Origin of the sequence: Brucella pituitosa (genome assembly GCF_003049685.1) — a bacterium.
Lineage (GTDB): Bacteria > Pseudomonadota > Alphaproteobacteria > Rhizobiales > Rhizobiaceae > Brucella > Brucella pituitosa.
Genome location: NZ_PYSY02000002.1, coordinates 666,015 through 683,326, shown reverse-complemented (window position 1 = coordinate 683,326; position 17,312 = coordinate 666,015). Strand labels below are relative to the sequence as shown.

Below are 17,312 nucleotides of genomic sequence, written 5' to 3'. Positions count from 1 at the left end.
CGCAACAAGTGTTCGTTTTTACGCGCATCTTATGAGGAGTATAGCTATGCCTAAATTCGTAACAATTGGATATGGAGATCGGAAGGGCTACGATCAAACTCCGAAACCCATTCGAGACGCAGCTCATGCCCATGATGCAAAATTGCAGAAAGATGGGGCTTTAATGGGGATCGCTGGGAACCCGGTGCAGGTACGCAATCTTGACTCTGCCCGGGTTGAAACGATGAGCGGTCCATTCATGAGTTCTTCGCTACCAGTGGCCGGATTTGCAATAATTGAAGCTGCTAATCTGGATGAAGCCATCGAGATGGTGTCACGAACTCCCTGCGCTGTTGCTCGTGGTGTCGTTGAAGTGTGGCCGCTGGAGCGTTCGTCCTAGTTCAAATACAGAAAACTCGGTAACGAAGTTACCGGATGGCGTGGCACCAGACGTGTGCAATTTCCTCGTGCGCTATCACTCGGGGAAGGTGATTGGCTAATTTAGGCCTCAATACTGAAATCGTCGCAGCGCATATCGGCAAGCAGGATGCTTTCTTCGAGTTCAATTCTCCAGCTCGACAATATAGTCGTTGTATTTCGCCCAATTTCTTGCAAGAAAACATCAGCTGAGCGAGGGAGAAAAGATGCTATGGCCAATATTCCTTTAACGCGTAGCCAATTTCTTCTTCCTTTTATGGGTATACTTGATGAGTTGGGTGCGCCCACGAGTTCGCTTTTGAAGAAAGCTCGACTGCCATCCTCTCTTGAGGCAAAGAGCAATCTCTATGTTCCGGTATTGCCAGCAATTCGGTTTATTGAAACTGCCCAAAGCTCTCAGGGCATCACAGATTTCGGTTTTCTGGCCAGCCAGCGGCTCCATTTTTCTCATCTGAGAGAAAAAACGAGAGCATTGATCGCTCATTCTCCGACATTACTCGTTGCGTTGCGACATGCCTGCAGCGAGGCTTCAAGGGAAGATACGATCCTGAGCATGTGGATCGAACACGATAGCGATCACGTGCGGGTTTGCAGCAAACTCGCAATAACAAAAGAGCTTCAGCATCTTGAGCATGCGCAATGGCTTCAGAATATTTTCTCGATCTATATCGTGCGGCAATTCACTGGTCCCAACTGGACGCCGCCGACAATGGCTTTTGAAGCGCAGTATACGCCGAGTGAAGCGACCCAATCCTTCTGGCCAAATGTGCGCTTCCTATCTGGGCAGCACGCCGCCTGGATCAGCATACCGATTTCGTGTCTCAGTCTCTCCAACTGTTTGACTGGATCATTTAATCCGGTTCCGGATCAGGAGGATGGGCCTTCTGGCTACGATGTTGTGGAACTTCTCAAACTGATGTTGCCATCCTATCTTGATGGAGGGGTTCCCACGCTTGCTGAGATTGCGGAGATGGCTGGCGTCAGTACGCGTACCTTTCAACGTAAACTCGCGAATATTGGCTTTGTATATTCAGATATTCTGGATGTTGTGAGATTTGAGCGCTCAAGCCATTTGTTGTGCGAGTCAAATTCCAAGATAATCGATATCGCATTTGCATCCGGCTATTCTGATCCCGCTCATTTTACGCGAGCATTTCGCCGGATTTCAGGAGTTACACCGCGCCAATTTCGTGAACAGGAGCAGTTGCGATAGATGTAGTTTTTCCTGCATATAGGTGCATTACATTATTTATTTTCAGTGCAAGAAAACCGTTGCCAGCCAGAAGTTGGCACTAAATGGCAAGATTGATGATCTGCCCCCGCTAGAAACGGTTTGATCGGAATTTGTCGGCCATCACGCAATGATCGGCTAGCTGCCGTTAGCATTGGCCAGATCACGCTCTGCGGAATGGCATCTTTTTGCTGATGTAAGACAATTTCAGTATTTGTTTACGGGGGAATGAAGTTCATGAATGGTCTGTTCAAGGGGCTTAAGCGGTCATGTGCCATGATTATCTCGATCACCGGCTTTATAACCTTTAATACTGGTTTGGCATGGTCCGAATCTTCTGCTGATGATCTGTCGCAACAGCTAGCCAATCCTCTCGCCAGCCTGATCAGCGTTCCCTTGCAAAATAATTTTGATTTCAAGGCAGGCCCGAACAAAGACGGCTTTGCCTACGGCCTCAACATTCAGCCTGTTATTCCATTCAGTTTAAACGATGAGTGGAATCTTATATCGCGCACGATCATACCAATCGCTTATCGGGATTATATGCCCGGTGGCAGCGTTTCCGGTTTAGGCGATATAAATGCCAGCTTTTTTCTGTCTCCCACAAAACCGGGGCCCGGTGGTTTGATATGGGGCGTCGGTCCGGTGTTTCTTCTTCCTACGGCCACCGATGAATATCTTGGTAGTGGCAAATTCGGGCTTGGTCCGACAGCGGTAGCGCTTGTTCAGGAAAAAGCGTGGACGGTCGGCGCATTGGGTAATCATGTTTGGTCTGTTGCTGGTCCTTCGGGCCGGCAAGATGTGAGTGCCAGTCTGTTGCAGCCGTTTGTTTCCTATAATTTTGGCCAGGGAAGATCGATGTCGCTCAGTGTCGATTCAACCTATGACTGGGAGGCCAGACAGTGGTTGGTGCCAATTAACTTGGGCGCTACTCAGGTTTTCAAGGTGAATGATCAGGCTATGAGCCTTCAGGTGGGCGGGCGCTACTACGCCGATGGTCCTGCCGGTACTCCAGAGTGGGGACTGCGTACGACCCTGACCCTTATGTTCCCCGAATAGGCGAAACGGAAACGCCAAACGGAAAATGGCACGAAATGGCAAGACTGGAAATTCGCGAATGCTAGAAGCGATCTGGATGAACTTGTCAGCTGATCAAGGAATGATCCGCTGACGGTGTTTGGATTGATCCCTGCCGCATCCTGTGGAGGGACACCGTGGTTGTTAGTTTGATTGAATGAAGAGGTATTCCATGTTCCGTTCGGTTGGGATCAGTCTTGCCGTCGCCTCGGCTGTTTGGGTCGGAGGAGCGTATGCTGAGACCTCAGACAGCAAGATACCAGTCACCGTTGACAATTTTGTCCGCGCTGAGACCGATCATTACCTTGCAGCCAATGTTAAGGACATAGGCAAACTGGGCCAGTTCAAGCATTCTCGGGAACCTGTGGCGATCGATAAGCAGACCGTCATCCGTATGAACCGCGATACGCTTTATTCATTTGCCGTATTTGATCTTGCTGCTGGGCCGGTAACGCTCTCTCTGCCTGATACGGGCAAGCGCTATATGTCGATGATGGTCGTCGATCAGGATCACTACCTACCCATTGTCGCATATGGCACGAAGCCGGTTACGCTGACGCAGGAATCGGTTGGTAGCAGATATGCTTTCGTCGCCGTTCGCACACTTGTTGACCCCAATGATCCAAAGGATCTTGACGAGGTCCATAAGCTTCAGGATGCCATCAAGGTCAGCCAGAAGGATTCAGGCAAACTTGATCTGCCAAACTGGGATGACGAAAGCCTGACCGACATCCGTAATGCGCTGCTCTCATTAGCAAAGCATCAGACGTCTTATAACGGTTCTTTTGGAGCCCGTGGTCACGTCGATCCGATCCGGCATCTGATTGGTACAGCCTCTGGATGGGGTGGCATTCCGGAAAAGGATGCGATGTATCCGAGTTTTACGCCTGAGAAAAATGATGGAAAGACTGTCTATACGCTGGATGTGCCAAAGAATGTGCCTGTGCAGGCCTTCTGGTCGATCAGCGTTTATAACGCCAAAGGCTTCTTCGAAAAGAATGAGTATAGTGCCTATTCGCTCAATAGTATCACCGCAAAGAAAAATGCTGACGGGTCGGTGACTGCGCAATTTGGTGGTTGTGACGGCAAAATTCCAAACTGCCTGCCCGTTGTTGAAGGCTGGAACTACACCGTAAGACTTTATCGTCCAGATCAATCCGTTGTTAGCGGCGAGTGGAAGTTTCCCGAGGCCAAGCCGCGTTTGAACTAAGTCACATCGGCTGAATGCCTGGCGAAGCGGTCTTGTCCCATGGGATGTGGGTTTTGGCCGCTCCTCCACTTGTGTTTATGCAGTGATGAGGTGTCCGTTTATCCGTCCGCTATCTGTGGAAGTATGACTGACGCCCGCCAGTAAACAGCCTGAATCCCATTTTGAGGAGAACTGGAATGTTTTCGAACATTTCTCGGGTGGTCTTGATCAGCTCTGTCGTATTGTCTGGCCAAGTAGCGAGTTTCGCTCTGGCCGACAATGCCGTTGGCCCGAAGGTAACGGATCCGCATTTTCATCTCGCACCGGGCTATCTGCAACCGAGTGAGCTTCCCAACAGTCTTGTTTTGCTTGGTTCACCTCCAGCGGAAGGAAGTGCGGCACTGGCACGTGATGAGGCTGCAAGAGAGGCTACCATTGCGCTCCGCGGAAAAGCACGTTGGGATCAGGCGCGGACGGATGCTGATTTGCAGTTCCCACAGCCTGCGAAGAATTTCTCCTGCGCCATGGGCGTTGATATTAGTGAAGAGAAGACCCCGCATCTTTACAATTTGATGCAGCGAGTTCTTACCGATGCAGGGCTTTCCACCTATGGCATCAAGAACAAGTATAACAGAACCCGCCCTTTCGTCGTGCACAACGAAGGCACATGCCAGCCAGATGAGGAAGCTGTGTTGCGTCAGGATGGCTCCTATCCGTCGGGACACACAGCTGCAGGATGGGCATGGGCGCTCACATTGGCAGAAGTCAATCCAAAGCGCGCCGATGATCTGTTCAAGCGCGGATTGTCGTTTGGACAAAGCCGGGTGATCTGTAATGCGCACTGGCAAAGCGATGTTGATGCGGGACGCATTATGGGCGCAGCGACAGTTGCTAAACTGCACAGCAATCCCGAATTCCTTGCTGATGTTCAGGCAGCGCGCAAAGAACTGGAAGCCGCGAGCAGACCGTCTGTCGATTGCGCTGTTGAGGAGCGGGCGCTCTCAGAGCAAATGCAATGACAGCCCTTTCCCTCAACTGATCACCGAAGCGGAATTTCGGGGGGACAATGTATCACTATAGATTTTTCGCGATTGCGCTGACTGCTTTGATCGGCTGTCAGCATATGGCCGTCGCTGCTGATATTCCGTCGGCATCCACTGTCTCGGAGCCTGTAAGGCAAGAGATCAAACCGGATGGATGGCGCTTTAGTGCAAGCCCATATTTCTGGGCAGCCGGTATCAGTGGCACTGCGGGCCAATTTGGGTTGCCACCCGCAAAAATGAAATCTGACTTCGGGAGCCTCTTCAAAGAACTCGACTTCTCGTTCATGGGTGTCATTGAAGGGCACTATGATCGTTATAGTCTGTTCAGCGATATCATTTATACCAAAATATCGACAGGTGGTCAGACCCCTTACGGTGTGTTGAGCAACAGCGTCGATATTAAATCCGAGACGTTTTCCGGCTTTTTCGGCGGAGGTTATAGTCTTCTAGAAGAAGGGAGAAGCCGGCTGGATGTAGTGGCAGGCGCGCGCGTCTGGTACGCGAGTACGGAAATCTCTTTTGATGGTGGATTATTGGACGGGCACAGCGGGCGTGACAGCGCTGCATGGGTCGATGCCGTTGCCGGAATACGCGGTAAGTACTTCCTGACGAATGATCTTTACTTCAGTGGTTGGGGCATCGTGGGTGCGGGGCAGGCAAAAATGGATTGGGATGTTGCCGGAACACTCGGATATCAGTTCAGGGACAATCTATCTGCCGTTGCAGGCTATCGTGCGCTTGGTGTCGACTATAGTCACGATGGTTTCGTTTACGATGTGGTGCAAAAAGGACCGATACTGGGGCTGGTACTTCATTTCTAAATCATACTAAAGCATGTCTCCCAAAAATGTGCAGCGGCTTTTTGATAAAAACATGTGTAAAACCAAAAAGATAGAGAGTTTCTTATGATTTATTATGAACTGGAAGTGCTCTAGCCTCCAGCTATGACGAAATACGACATCTGACGTATGTGCCGATCTATCCCCTCCGATTAGTGTCATGCTGGATTGTGAAGCAGCGCCAGCATGATCCCCTTGTATTTTGGTTCATGGTGCTTTCTGGCCTTTGCCAGTATCGGAGGAAAAGATGAAGACTATTTTGTTATTTGCAGCCGGTTCATTGATGACTGCCAGTGCAGCCTTCGCCGCAGCCCCAACCAGCGGTCAGGTTGATACATCAACTACAGTGAAGCAGGAACAGGGCACCAAGATCCAGTTGGCAGTAGGACCAAATCGGGTGGGTAGAATCTCCGTGCCGGGCGGCGGTTTCTCCGGCGGTAAAACTATTTTCGGTTAAAGAGCTGACAAAGTTCTGCTTCGCAATTCGCGGGGCAGAACTTTGTGAGCAACCCTAAGAAAATATTATTGATATCCCACATTTTCTATCATGCTGCTCCCTGTTGGTCGCGCCAAGTTGCAGGACTTAACGAGGTGACACGCCGAAATTCCCGATTGAAATTGGATTTGGTCTGAAACCCTGATTCAAACATTATCGTCGTAACGGGCAGTGTAGTTTCTTGCAGCAGTCGACAGGCTTCAGTGATGCGATAATCATTGATGTATTGGGATACGTTTTTACCGGTAATCCGGTTTATGGAGCTCGAAATCTGGCGCGCTGGCAGGCCCACTTTTCGCGCAAGCCTTATAAGAGTCAAATTCTCGTCCAGATACAGCCGGTTCTGAATGAGGACATGTTCTACACGCGCGAGACTATCCCGATCCTGCTCGTTGCGGGCCTCGTTTTCGCTTTCTTCAAGCGGAACGGGTGCAGAAGGTTTTGCGCGGCTTGCAACCATCGCTGTCAGGCCCACGAAAAGCAGCCCGAGCAGATTGGCGTTGCTGACGATCAGCGCTGCGTTTTTACCATTCGTCCATTCAAAGTCCATCAAAACGGCCAGGTCAAAAAAGGCCGACAGGCAAAGCGATACTGCAGCAATAATAAGCGCGCGATGCGCCGAAATCGCGCTGTCGAAACGCGCATCGTCAAGCCCGTCTGGGCCGGTTCTGCCAAGATAGAGAAGTGCGAGTGCATATCCCACAAACAGAACAATAAGGCCAGCATCCAAGAGAACGGGAACAGTCAGCAGGATGGCTGTAGTCACAACCGGAAAAGCTGCAACATACCAGATATGACGGGTTCGAACCTTGCTGTCTCCACGTATCAGGCTCCGAAAACTTACATATACGAGTGGAGGCAGGCAGCTCGCGATAATGGGAAGCAAATAGCGAACTTCTGCCAGCCCATAGCCCCAGCGAAGGCCCACGGCCACGGATTGCGCCGCACACAATACGATCAGCAATTGGAATGGGTGATTGGAGGCAGCATTCTCCTGACGACGCCACATCACTACCAGAAGGATGAGCAGCAAAAGCGCAACGACAAAGGGCAAAGGAACGAAAATCAAAAGCGGTCTCGCAATCTGATGGGCGATATGTTGCCGATCATTGATCTATATCGCGATTCTGAACGACCTGAATCGTGATTTAGAACGCCAGATAATACGTTCTCTGGAAAGCATGGCTCATCGTATGAAATATGGAGATACACGATGAGCCGCTTTAATCTGTTGTTTTCAGCCTTTGCTATTGGCACAACGCTTGCCGCTTCCAATGCTTTTGCTGCTGATGTGGGTGTCCGCACAGTTGAAGTGCCATCACAAGCGCGCGGGAAAAATCTCGCTGTGACACTCTGGTATCCTGCGACGGGTGCGGGGGCTGCCGTACTGTTCGGTGATAACAGGATATTTAAAGGCAGTGCGGCATCAAAAGACGCGCCGCTCGGTAACGGGCGGTTTCCGCTCATCATGCTTTCGCATGGCTCGGGTGGTCGCGCCGAGGCGGCGGGTTGGCTTGCCGTAGAGCTTGCAAAGGCTGGCTTTATTGTTGCAGGCCCCAATCATCCCGGCACGACTTCTGGTGACTCCTTGCCTGCTGAAACACCAAAGCTTTGGGAGCGTACACAGGATCTCTCGACCGTCATCGATTATCTGACCGGCAACTCAAACTGGGAGGATCATATAGATGCAGATCGTATCGGCGTTGTCGGATTTTCGCTTGGCGGCTCAACTGCAATGGAAATTGCCGGTGCTCGGGTCAATCTGGAAGCATATGCGCGCTATTGCGACACTTACACGAAATGGGATTGCGCCTGGTATGCGGGCGGTCGGGGCTATGCCGATGATGAAGCGGTGAATGTTGAAAAGCTTGATCTGCGTCGTGTCGACAAGGCACGTTTTGAACAGTCAAATCTCGATCAGCGCATCAAGGCTGCTGTGATGATCGATCCGGGTCTGGCTCAAGCCTATGTGGCTCAGAGTCTCGAGGAAATCAAAATTCCAATGAGCTTTATCAATCTGGGCAGCGAAGGAGATATTCCAACCGCGGTTCAAGCGGACCATTTGGCGGCACTCGTTCCAAACAGCACCTATGTCACAGTCAAAGATTCAGACCATTTCAGCTTCTTGCCTGAGTGTAAGGAAGGAGCGACTGAGTTTCTCGATTCAGTTGGAGAAGTTGATCCGATCTGTGAAGAGACCGGCAGAGCGCGCAAAGATATTCATGCTGAGATATCAAATCTGGTGCTGATGAACCTGCAGATGACGCTTAAGCGTTGACCCGCTTTTAGTCGTTCGCTGGATGCTGAAATAATACAGCGGGCATGTCTCGCCCGCTGATACTTTCGATTTTTCAACAATGATTTGAAAGTTCAACGCTGCGTGCGTTCGCGAATAGCTTTGATCCAGCTGTTATTGAACATTATAGCACCGATGATGAAAGCAACTACACCAAGAATTATCATTCCGAAGGCGACACCCTGATCACCAAACTGCTGATAGAGCCAGCCCGATTTTTCAACTGCCTGAGCCGGATATCCCAGTTTTAAAATGCCCTGAATGAGCGCGCCGATGCCGACGATTAACAAACAGATACTACGGATCATGGGAAAGGCCTAAATGAGGTTGGCGGAAATCTTCGGACGCAGCGCAGGTTTTGCGTATTGCGAATAAAATTTCCAAAGATAGAAACGCGCTCGGAGGCGTTAATTCTCTGTACTGTTCTGGAAAGCCTCGGAAAACTGGAGCGGGCGAAGGGATTCGAACCCTCGACCCCAACCTTGGCAAGGTTGTGCTCTACCCCTGAGCTACACCCGCTCGCGCCAGTCTTCTCTGAGAGAAGTCGTTTCCGTTAGGCACGCGCTATATGGACTAATGATTTCAGGATTGCAACAGGGAATTTGATGTTTCGACTAAGATATTTACAAAGATTCACAGGCTGATCCATTCAGTCGTTAACGCTTGCGCCGCGCAATGCTGATGATGGAGGCGAATGCGGCAAAGCCCGCAGCAATGAGCAAGATGTTGGGGATATTAGCGATCCCCCAATGGGCTAGCAGGAAGGCAACAAAGGCCGCGCCGAGCGACTGTCCCATCAATCTTGCAGTTCCGAGCATACCACTTGCAGCGCCACTTCTGGCGCGAGGAGCAGAGGTTATGATCATGCGGTTGTTCGGTGCCTGGAAGAAGCCAAATCCGATGCCACAAATCGCCATGCGCCAACAGATATCCTGAATTGTCGGTTGTTCCGGCAAAAGGCCAACCAGAGCCAGGCCTGTCGCAAAGATAATCAATCCAACAAGACCAAGTGTTGCGGGCGAGTATTTATCTGAAAGTTTACCGGATAGCGGGGCGATGATAGCCAGTGCAATTGGCCATGGCATTATCAGGAAGCCGACTTCAATGGGTGTGAAGCCGTAAACGCTCTGAAACAGGAATGGCAGAGAGATGAAGGCCATCATCTGCGCCAGAAATGACATGATGGATGTGCAAAGCGACAGGCTGAAAACGGGAATCCGTAACAGATCGAGCGGTAATAGCGGATCGCTGGTGCGAAGCGAGCGGCGGATAAGCCAGGTTGCAGCGAACACGCAGGCCGCAGCTTGCAGTAAAAGCCAGCCAGCATCGACGCCATTGCCTGCACTATCGATCACCGTTACCAGCAATCCGAGCGCGAGCGCACTGAGAACTGCACTCAGATAGTCGAAACGGCGTGACGAGCGCTCATTGTCTGGTAGGCTTTTGAGGCCCATCGCGACAGCCAGCACTCCAAGCGGAATGTTTATCACGAAAAGCCACGGCCAACTCAGTGAATGCAGGATGATCCCGGCAAGTGTTGGGCCGATGGTCGAGGAAACTGCAACAAAGAGTGCGTTGAGGCCAATGGCCGTGCCGAATTTGGCCTGCGGAACCGTATAGCGCAACAATGCAGTGTTGACGCTCATCAGGCCCGCTGCGCCAAAGCCCTGAATGACGCGCGCTATTGTGAGTGCTTCCAGGGAACGGGAAAACACGCAGGCGATCGAGGCAAGCGTGAACAATGATACGCCTATAAGATAGACGCGCCGGTAGCCGTAAATTTCACCCAATGCCGCTAAAGGCAGAAGTGTGATGACGATTGCCAGCTGATAACCATTGACGATCCAGATCGATGCGGCCGGTCCCGCAGAAAAGTCGGCAGCGATGGTCGGAAGTGCAACATTGGCGATGGTGCCATCAATCACGGCAAGGGTAAGCCCCACCATGAGCGTTGCCCAAGCCCAGTAGATACGTGGCTTGGGAAGGCCATCCGGTGCTACGAATGTCCCTTCTTTGACGACCGTTTCATGCTTCATTTCATCGACCAATTATATGGGTGACGAGCGACAGAGCGTTGCGCTGCGAATAAACGAAAGAATTCTGCCAACCTTATCCGGATTGGTAAGGTCAGCAAGGCATCTACTCCAAAATTTCGCGCAAAACACCGGCTTTGATCCATGAAATGGGTCAGGTAACGCTATTGTGTGCTGTTTTCAGTAGCCATTACGAAACTCATCACACGTGCATAGTGTCGCGGATTGAAGCTCAGATAAAGCGGGCAGATACTTGCAACCAGAACAAGATGCATAATCCAGCCTGAAGCAAAGCTGCCAGTCAGATTGTGCAGGAAAGCTGTTGCAATCGGGCCGAGGGCGGCAATCAGAAAGCCGCCGCCTTGCATCATGGCCGCCAGTGCGCCAGCTTCTTCCGGTTTTGGAAGGTGGTCGAGCGACGTTATCATCGCGAGTGCAAAACTGCCGCCAAGACCAGCTCCACAGATAGCAGACCAGAACGGTGGAGAAAGCTGCGGGGCGAAGGCGAGGCCTGCAAATCCTAAGCCCTGCATAGCCAATGTCAGAAAAAGCCAGGGCCGACGGTCGATACTGCGTCGTGCAAGAAGTGGAAGGCCGAAGGCCGAGAGCGCCTGAGCAATTGCCATGATCGCCACCAGATTGCCCGTCGCGGAAGCTTCGACACCGAGCGACTGATAATAAGGTGCAAGCCAGGCTACCATTGATGAGTAACCTGCATTCACCAGTCCGAAGGCCGCCATCAAAACCCATGTACGTGGGCGTCGAAGAAGTTTGATCGTTATACCCGATTTCGAACCGGATGAGGCCGTTTCACTCAGGATTGGTATTGCTGCGAACAAAGCCACGACTGCAGGAATTGCGAGAACTGCGAGCGCAAGGCGCCAATTGTGTTCCGAACCTGCCAGCCAAGGTGTCAAACGGGCACCAAGCGCCCCGCCGCCCATAATCATTGCTGAATAAAGGCCTGTAACGGCTGCAATACTTGCAGGAAATTTCGCTTTGATGAGCCCGGGCATGATTGCTTGAATCATAGCAACGCCTGCACCGCAGAGGACGGCGGTAAGCACCAATGAGAAACCGTTGGGTACGAAACCGCGCAAGACCGAACCGGCGGCGAGTATCACGAGTGCTGCGAACATGCTTCGGCGCGTGCCGATCAATGATTGAATGCGTGGCGCGACAAAGGCACCAAGCCCCATCAATAACATTGGTAAAAACGTGAGCAATGACAGCGCGCCAAAGCCCATTCCGGTATCGTTCGCGATATCCGTGAGAACGGGCCCCGGTGCCGTGAGGAAAGGCCGGAGATTAAGGCCGATCAAGACGACGAGTATTATAAGAGCGACTGAACTGGCCTGTTTGCCAGCTGGCGCGGTTGTGGTGGGATGCATTTTATCTAGCGCTTTGACTGTTCTTTTTTCTGCCATGTGCGATAGAGCCGTTCGCCATCGTCAGGGGAGCAATGCTCAACCTTGATGCCCGTTTGCTCGCTTATAGGCCTGGAAAGCTCTTCGGCAATTTTTGCCGTCGAGAGATTGTAGGGGGCAGCCTGATCGTTTGAGTAGGCGAACACGATTTCGGTAACACCTGACATGCGCATGGCAGCAAAACACATGGGGCAGGGCTGGCCGCTTGCATAAACACTGCAACCGTCGAGACGCGGGGACTGCAATATTTTGCCTGCTGCGCGCAATGCCAGTAATTCGGCATGGGCAGTTGGATCGCAATCTGCCTGCATGCGGTTGACGCCCGTGGCGATGACCTTTTCGTCTTTTACGACGACTGCACCGAATGGGCGTCCGCCTTGCTCGACATTTTCAAACGCAAGCGCAATTGCCTGATCAAGAAATGCGCTGTTCATACTCATTTCGCGCCAGCCTTTTCCAGCATCGCCACCATGGGCGCAAAGCCGCGCTGACGTGCATGCTGCAATGGCGAAACGCCATCATTATCGGCAAGATTTATATCTGCTCCTGCATCAATCAGTAATTTCACGATATCGACATGACGCTGCCCACCATCACCCAGGATGATGGCTTCGAGAAGAGCGGTCCAACCGAGATTATTGACGTGATCGACCTTCACGCCTGCTTCAATCAGCGTCCGTACGGTTTCCACATGACCACGTTCTGACGCCGGGATCAGTGCTGTGCCGCCATAGCGATTGGTGCTTTTGAGGTCAGCCCCGTGAGAGAGCGTGAGTTTCAGGATTTCGAGATGACCGCGTGCGCCCGCATAAAGATAAGGGCTATCCTTGATCGCATCTTTGGCGTTGACGTCCGCGCCCGCTTCAATAAGCGAGCGAGCGACATCGACATGATTGGCATGGGTGGCAGCCAGCAAGGCGGTTTCGCCCCGGTTGCCACGCGCGTCCAGATCAACACCTGCTTTAATGGCATCGTTTACAGCGGGAAGATTGCCCGCTGTGGCGGCGTCAATGAGCGAGCTTTGCGCGCGTGCTGCGGCGTGGTGGCTCGGCAGAGTTGGTTCGGTCACGACTATCGTCCCTGCAATCAATGCCAAGGCACTCAAGCTAAGTATCGTTTGACGCATCGGCGGTGCTCCTAAAGCGTTTAGCGTTTTATCGTATTCACCCAGTACGCTTTAGTTCTTTGTTTTTATGCATGTCTTTATCCCAAAACCGGTTCTCACTTTTGGGAGACATGCTCCTAATTTATTGATTAAATACTAGCTATAAGTCATATTTAGAAATTAAATGTTCAACTGGTATTCATTCAGATTATGAATAACGTATTCAGTCTCGATCTCCTGCGTGCTTTTGTGGCTGTTGTTGATAGCCGGAGCTTCACGGTCGCCGCACAACAGTTGCATTCCACGCAATCGACTGTAAGCCAGAAAATCCTCCGCCTTGAAGAAGCAGCGGAGCAATCTCTTCTGGAGCGTGCACGCCATGATATCCGCCCAACAGACGCTGGCGAAAAGCTGCTCGGCTATGCACGACGCATGCTGCATTTGCATGATGAGGCGGCTGCAGCCATGACCGGTAACGCGCTTACCGCCGTTTTCCGACTTGGATTGGCTGAGGATTTTGCGGCAAGGCTCGTGACGCCGGCGCTCGCAGCTTTCCTGCGTACACATCCCAACATGAAGCTGGAAGTGACCAGTGGGTTAAGTCGCGAGCTACAGAAGGGCTTTGAAACGGGCGAGTTTGATCTTGTCATGATCAAGCAGAAACGTGGAGAGACTGTGGGGACGATGCACTGGCCTGAACCACTGTCATGGCTGGAAAGTGCGGACTATCCGGTTTCGGATATTGATCCTTTGCCGCTGGTCGTGTTCCCGCCAAATGGCCTTTACCGCAGTGATATGATGGAAGCGCTCGACCGCATCGGACGGCCGTGGCATGTCGTTTTTACCAGTTCCAGTCTCGCAAGTGTTCAAAGTGCAGTTGCAGAAGGATTGGGCGTCAGCCTTCTCCCTACACGTGTCGCGCAGCCTGTGCACCGCATTGTGCCTGCTGCAGCGGGTTTGCCTGCTGTTGATCCTATGGAAATCGTCATCCGACATATGGAGAATGGCCCCGACCAGATACGGCAATTGGTCGAAATGCTTTCCGAAATTGTGGGGGAATGATCGAATATTGCTTTAACAGGCCGATTTAATGTGACTCATTGCGTCAAACACCGCGAGACTGCTTGACTCTACTGCAAGCGCAGTGTTTTTGCCTGTTCATAGCGCTACAGATATGCCGACAGGATAGCCCCCACTTTTACCATCTTAAAGTTCCTTTCGCTCGCTGCGACAGCCAAACGGCATGGTTCTTGCTTATTGCAAGCGGGAGGCGCTTTACGGGATTATGATAATGTCCAACACCACCATCACTCACAATGATGGAAACACTTTGTTTCCAATCGTTCTTTCAATCGTTGCTGCTGCTGCAACAGGCGTTCTCTGGGCCTATGCGAACCCTATCCAGCTCGTGCCTGGTGTTATCCAGTGGCGTATCTTCGCTTTCCTTCCGCCGCTCGTCGGCATTCTTCTTGGCCGTAAAAGCGGTTTTATCTGCGGTTATCTCGGCACCGTTATCTGGTCGTTGCTTGCTGGAACATTCATTCCTGCGCATTCGCTTATCATCGATGGCATCATGGTCGGTCTGACTGGCTTGATCCCGGGCATGCTGTTTGATCCAAAGACCACCACATTCAATCGCGCAACGCTGATTAAAATTGCGGCAACCTGCCTTGTTGTTGGTCTTTTGATGGTGGCTGCTGTTTCGGCCAGCCTGGCCTATCTCGGCATTTTCCCATATTGGTGGGCGGTTATGTATCTCGGCCTCTCTGATATTGTACCAATGCTCATTGGTACGCCACTGCTGGTCGTTCCAGCTCTGAAGATCCTCAAGGGCGCTCATCCGTCCGGCTTTACCCGTTTCTGATTGCGAGCCTAAAAAAGTGCTCCAACTACAGAATGTAAAAGTAGGCTTTGGCGATTCCGTTTTGGGCATCGCCGAAGCCAGCCTGAATATTCGTGATGGCGAACGCCTTCTTATTTGCGGCGCGGGCGGTAGTGGTAAAACCACGCTGCTCAACGCTGCGTCCGGCATTGTGCCGCGTCTGATCACGCCTCAGGTTTTCGCTGGCGAAATATCGCTTAATGGTAAGCCACTTTCCTCCATGCCGAAGGACGAACTCTTCAGCATGGTCGGGGTGGTGTCGCAGAATGTCGAAGACCAGCTATGGGATCTGAGCGTTGAAGACCTCGTCGCATTTCCGCTGGAAAATCGGGGCCTCGCCAGAGACGTCATCCGTGCACGGATCGACGATCTCCTGAATGAGCTGGAACTTAACGCTTTGCGTGGTCGTCGCGTGCTGACGCTGTCGGGCGGCGAGCGCCGGATGGTTGCGATGGCTGCGGCACTGGCAGCAGAGCCGAAGCTGCTTATTCTCGATGAGCCGACCACGGGTCTCGATCCAGCTGCACGGCAGCGTCTTGTACGCGTTTTGAAGAAGCTCGGCGCGGAAATCCCAGCTCTGCTGATCGCAGAACAAGACCCGGCGTCTTTGCAGGCTGTGGTGACGAATGTCGGTTTGTTGAAAGATGGAAAGTTGGCGCCTCTGGTGTCGCTTTCCGAAATCATCAATGATGCTGCGGCTTGGGAAGATGCAGGCATTCTTCCGCCCATTGGCGTTCGCAAGCGTCTTGCAGGCGCCAAAGAAAATGGCAAAGTGCTTGTTTCTGTTTCCGGGATCAAGACCCAGCTTCAGCGCCGTGATGGTCAACCGGTTCTGGAAAACGTGAATTTTGAAATTCGTGCTGGTGAAGTTGTTGCACTGATCGGCAAAAACGGTGCGGGCAAAACCACGCTGTTTCAGTCTATTCTGGGGCTTCAGAAAATTGCGGCTGGCACCATTACCATTGGCGGCGAGAATGCCGACAAATGGACGGCTGCAAAGCGCGCACGTTCCATCGCCTATCTGCCACAGAATATGCGCCGTATCCTGTTCAATATGACAGTGCTGGAAGAAGTGGTGTTTGCGATTACCGCTGCCACGCGCGCACCAAAAGACGATGTGGTTACGGCACGTGCGACCGCTTGTTTGCAAAAATATGGCCTTGGTGGACACGAGGAAACCAACCCGTTTGCTCTCTCGTCGCGTCAGCAGGCTTTGCTTGGGCTTGCTTGTGCAGAGGCAGCCGGTGCTTCAGTTGCAATTCTCGACGAGCCGCTTCTGGCGCGTGATTTAAACGGTCGGCGCATGCTGGAGCTGTTCCTGGAAACAGCGCTCGCTGAAAACCGTGCTGTGATGTTGATCTCTCACGATCTGGAACTCGTGGATGATGTTTCATCTCGCGTCATGATCCTGGATCGTGGCCATGTCACCTTTGACGGCGATGTGGATGCATCATGGAGTTCAGAGGCATACAGTGCACTTGGCTGGCCGAAGCCGCGTGTTGTCGAGACCGGAGAAGCGGCATGAAAATCTTCTATGACCTCAACTTCTTCGTAAAACTTGCAGCAGCATTTCTGGTCATGCTTGCAGCCTGGCTGGTGCCGGGCTGGAAATATGGTTTACCGCTTGCGCTGGTCACGGTCGGTTTTCTGGTGTTGGTCAAGGTGCCGGGCCTTCGCGGCTATCTCAAAGGTGCAGTGCTTCTGACATTGCTCGTCATGGCAAGCTGGATTCTCAATCTCGTGCTGCAAGGCATGGCATTCGTTGATACTTTGCCTATTGCAGCAGGCATGGCGGCGCGTCTGGTAACGACCACCGCAGCCTTCTATTTCGTTATGGAAACCAGCACACCCGGCTCCATTCTGGCTGCGGCCAGCGCTGCACGTCTGCCGCCAATGGTGACGCTTGTCTTGTCACTGACGTTCGGTATCATTCCGATGTTGCGTGAGGATTTCGAGCGCATCGCTGATGCGCAGCGCGCACGCGGTATGGAAATTGACGACGTTTCGTTCCCCATGCGTCTGCGTTTTGCACTGGCGCGCGGAGTGCCGCTTCTGGTGCAGGCGATCCGTATGGCCCACGCTATTTCGCTGTCTCTTGCTATTTATGGCTTTGACACCAAGCGCAAGCGTACCACATGGCGTAATGTCGGCCTGCTGGTCGAATCGAGACTCAGAGCGGTGCCCACAAAAGATGAATAGTTGGAACCGCTCTGACTGTTTGTTTTCACGCATTTCCGGGCGCAAAACCGTTTCACACTTTTGCTGGAAATGCTTCAA

At 52.1% G+C, this 17,312-nt stretch carries 18 protein-coding genes and 1 tRNA gene; 12 read left to right on the top strand and 7 right to left on the bottom strand.

The genetic code is table 11. The annotated features are described in order from the left end of the window. Positions 1-46 precede the first annotated feature (46 nt). The 7 genes from C9380_RS15460 (at position 47) to C9380_RS15430 (ending at position 6,253) form a co-directional block, all read left to right on the top strand. Positions 47-379, top strand: a complete 333-nt coding sequence (locus tag C9380_RS15460; RefSeq protein ID WP_128093950.1) for a YciI family protein — start codon at positions 47-49, stop codon at positions 377-379. A 249-nt stretch (positions 380-628) separates the two neighbouring features. Beyond that, positions 629-1,630 carry an AraC family transcriptional regulator gene (locus C9380_RS15455; RefSeq protein ID WP_128093949.1) on the top strand — a complete coding sequence of 334 codons (1,002 nt, stop codon included), beginning with the start codon at positions 629-631 and terminating at the stop codon, positions 1,628-1,630. A 255-nt stretch (positions 1,631-1,885) separates the two neighbouring features. After that, positions 1,886-2,707, top strand: coding sequence for a transporter (locus tag C9380_RS15450; RefSeq protein ID WP_247877607.1), 822 nt, complete (start codon positions 1,886-1,888; stop codon positions 2,705-2,707). 190 nt (positions 2,708-2,897) lie between these two features. Then, the gene (locus C9380_RS15445; RefSeq protein ID WP_247877606.1) at positions 2,898-3,935 is read left to right on the top strand and encodes a DUF1254 domain-containing protein; all 1,038 of its coding nucleotides are present in this window, start codon (positions 2,898-2,900) and stop codon (positions 3,933-3,935) included. A 176-nt stretch (positions 3,936-4,111) separates the two neighbouring features. Continuing rightward, positions 4,112-4,933 carry an acid phosphatase gene (locus C9380_RS15440; protein WP_105534648.1) on the top strand — a complete coding sequence of 274 codons (822 nt, stop codon included), beginning with the start codon at positions 4,112-4,114 and terminating at the stop codon, positions 4,931-4,933. Between the two features lie 47 nt (positions 4,934-4,980). Then, on the top strand, positions 4,981-5,778 hold the full coding sequence (locus C9380_RS15435; protein ID WP_128093947.1) for a hypothetical protein: 798 nt from the start codon (positions 4,981-4,983) through the stop codon (positions 5,776-5,778). Positions 5,779-6,043: 265 nt separating this feature from the next. Next, positions 6,044-6,253: a hypothetical protein gene (locus tag C9380_RS15430; protein WP_100557111.1), complete on the top strand. Its 210-nt coding sequence runs from the start codon at positions 6,044-6,046 to the stop codon at positions 6,251-6,253. Between the two features lie 88 nt (positions 6,254-6,341). Here the strand turns inward: C9380_RS15430 and C9380_RS15425 are convergent, their stop codons facing one another. Further along, positions 6,342-7,361 carry a helix-turn-helix domain-containing protein gene (locus C9380_RS15425; RefSeq protein ID WP_128093946.1) on the bottom strand — a complete coding sequence of 340 codons (1,020 nt, stop codon included), beginning with the start codon at positions 7,359-7,361 and terminating at the stop codon, positions 6,342-6,344. A gap of 144 nt (positions 7,362-7,505) precedes the next feature. Between C9380_RS15425 and C9380_RS15420 the strand changes: the two genes are divergently transcribed. Next, positions 7,506-8,570, top strand: coding sequence for an alpha/beta hydrolase family protein (locus tag C9380_RS15420; protein WP_100557109.1), 1,065 nt, complete (start codon positions 7,506-7,508; stop codon positions 8,568-8,570). Positions 8,571-8,662: 92 nt separating this feature from the next. On the opposite strand, the gene C9380_RS15415 is transcribed toward C9380_RS15420, so the two are convergent. The 6 genes from C9380_RS15415 to C9380_RS15390 form a co-directional block, all read right to left on the bottom strand. Then, on the bottom strand, positions 8,663-8,896 hold the full coding sequence (locus C9380_RS15415) for a hypothetical protein (protein WP_210249770.1): 234 nt from the start codon (positions 8,894-8,896) through the stop codon (positions 8,663-8,665). A 136-nt stretch (positions 8,897-9,032) separates the two neighbouring features. Next, positions 9,033-9,107, bottom strand: a tRNA-Gly gene (locus tag C9380_RS15410). Positions 9,108-9,244: 137 nt separating this feature from the next. Beyond that, positions 9,245-10,624 carry an MFS transporter gene (locus tag C9380_RS15405; protein WP_100558009.1) on the bottom strand — a complete coding sequence of 460 codons (1,380 nt, stop codon included), beginning with the start codon at positions 10,622-10,624 and terminating at the stop codon, positions 9,245-9,247. Positions 10,625-10,785: 161 nt separating this feature from the next. After that, a complete protein-coding gene (locus C9380_RS15400) occupies positions 10,786-12,012 on the bottom strand; it encodes a cyanate transporter (protein WP_128093945.1) in 1,227 nt (408 codons plus the stop codon). A gap of 5 nt (positions 12,013-12,017) precedes the next feature. Then, positions 12,018-12,488 (bottom strand): nucleoside deaminase, encoded by a 471-nt coding sequence (locus tag C9380_RS15395; RefSeq protein ID WP_128093944.1) that lies wholly within the window; start codon positions 12,486-12,488, stop codon positions 12,018-12,020. Further along, on the bottom strand, positions 12,485-13,174 hold the full coding sequence (locus C9380_RS15390; protein ID WP_128093943.1) for an ankyrin repeat domain-containing protein: 690 nt from the start codon (positions 13,172-13,174) through the stop codon (positions 12,485-12,487). Before C9380_RS15390 ends, C9380_RS15395 begins: the two co-directional genes overlap by 4 nt. Positions 13,175-13,363: 189 nt before the next feature. Here C9380_RS15390 and C9380_RS15385 point away from each other — a divergent pair, with 189 nt between their 5' ends. The 4 genes from C9380_RS15385 (at position 13,364) to C9380_RS15370 (ending at position 17,234) form a co-directional block, all read left to right on the top strand. Next, positions 13,364-14,215: a LysR family transcriptional regulator gene (locus C9380_RS15385; protein ID WP_128093942.1), complete on the top strand. Its 852-nt coding sequence runs from the start codon at positions 13,364-13,366 to the stop codon at positions 14,213-14,215. Between the two features lie 229 nt (positions 14,216-14,444). After that, positions 14,445-15,017 carry an aminotriazole resistance protein gene (locus tag C9380_RS15380; protein WP_100558008.1) on the top strand — a complete coding sequence of 191 codons (573 nt, stop codon included), beginning with the start codon at positions 14,445-14,447 and terminating at the stop codon, positions 15,015-15,017. Between the two features lie 16 nt (positions 15,018-15,033). Continuing rightward, on the top strand, positions 15,034-16,560 hold the full coding sequence (locus C9380_RS15375) for an ABC transporter ATP-binding protein (RefSeq protein WP_128093941.1): 1,527 nt from the start codon (positions 15,034-15,036) through the stop codon (positions 16,558-16,560). After that, positions 16,557-17,234: an energy-coupling factor transporter transmembrane component T family protein gene (locus tag C9380_RS15370; protein WP_105534640.1), complete on the top strand. Its 678-nt coding sequence runs from the start codon at positions 16,557-16,559 to the stop codon at positions 17,232-17,234. Before C9380_RS15375 ends, C9380_RS15370 begins: the two co-directional genes overlap by 4 nt. The last annotated feature ends 78 nt before the right edge of the window (positions 17,235-17,312 follow it).

Bases quoted from the DNA above. Each gene is read 5' to 3' on its own strand.
- C9380_RS15460 (WP_128093950.1), top strand. From the start codon at position 47: ATGCCTAAATTCGTAACAATTGGATATGGAGATCGGAAGGGCTACGAT.
- C9380_RS15450 (WP_247877607.1), top strand. From the start codon at position 1,886: ATGAATGGTCTGTTCAAGGGGCTTAAGCGGTCATGTGCCATGATTATC.
- C9380_RS15370 (WP_105534640.1), top strand. From the start codon at position 16,557: ATGAAAATCTTCTATGACCTCAACTTCTTCGTAAAACTTGCAGCAGCA.
- C9380_RS15445 (WP_247877606.1), top strand. From the start codon at position 2,898: ATGTTCCGTTCGGTTGGGATCAGTCTTGCCGTCGCCTCGGCTGTTTGG.
- C9380_RS15405 (WP_100558009.1), bottom strand. From the start codon at position 10,624: ATGAAGCATGAAACGGTCGTCAAAGAAGGGACATTCGTAGCACCGGAT.
- C9380_RS15390 (WP_128093943.1), bottom strand. From the start codon at position 13,174: ATGCGTCAAACGATACTTAGCTTGAGTGCCTTGGCATTGATTGCAGGG.
- C9380_RS15395 (WP_128093944.1), bottom strand. From the start codon at position 12,488: ATGAGTATGAACAGCGCATTTCTTGATCAGGCAATTGCGCTTGCGTTT.
- C9380_RS15435 (WP_128093947.1), top strand. From the start codon at position 4,981: ATGTATCACTATAGATTTTTCGCGATTGCGCTGACTGCTTTGATCGGC.
- C9380_RS15420 (WP_100557109.1), top strand. From the start codon at position 7,506: ATGAGCCGCTTTAATCTGTTGTTTTCAGCCTTTGCTATTGGCACAACG.
- C9380_RS15380 (WP_100558008.1), top strand. From the start codon at position 14,445: ATGTCCAACACCACCATCACTCACAATGATGGAAACACTTTGTTTCCA.
- C9380_RS15440 (WP_105534648.1), top strand. From the start codon at position 4,112: ATGTTTTCGAACATTTCTCGGGTGGTCTTGATCAGCTCTGTCGTATTG.
- C9380_RS15415 (WP_210249770.1), bottom strand. From the start codon at position 8,896: ATGATCCGTAGTATCTGTTTGTTAATCGTCGGCATCGGCGCGCTCATT.
- C9380_RS15455 (WP_128093949.1), top strand. From the start codon at position 629: ATGGCCAATATTCCTTTAACGCGTAGCCAATTTCTTCTTCCTTTTATG.
- C9380_RS15430 (WP_100557111.1), top strand. From the start codon at position 6,044: ATGAAGACTATTTTGTTATTTGCAGCCGGTTCATTGATGACTGCCAGT.
- C9380_RS15400 (WP_128093945.1), bottom strand. From the start codon at position 12,012: ATGCATCCCACCACAACCGCGCCAGCTGGCAAACAGGCCAGTTCAGTC.
- C9380_RS15385 (WP_128093942.1), top strand. From the start codon at position 13,364: ATGAATAACGTATTCAGTCTCGATCTCCTGCGTGCTTTTGTGGCTGTT.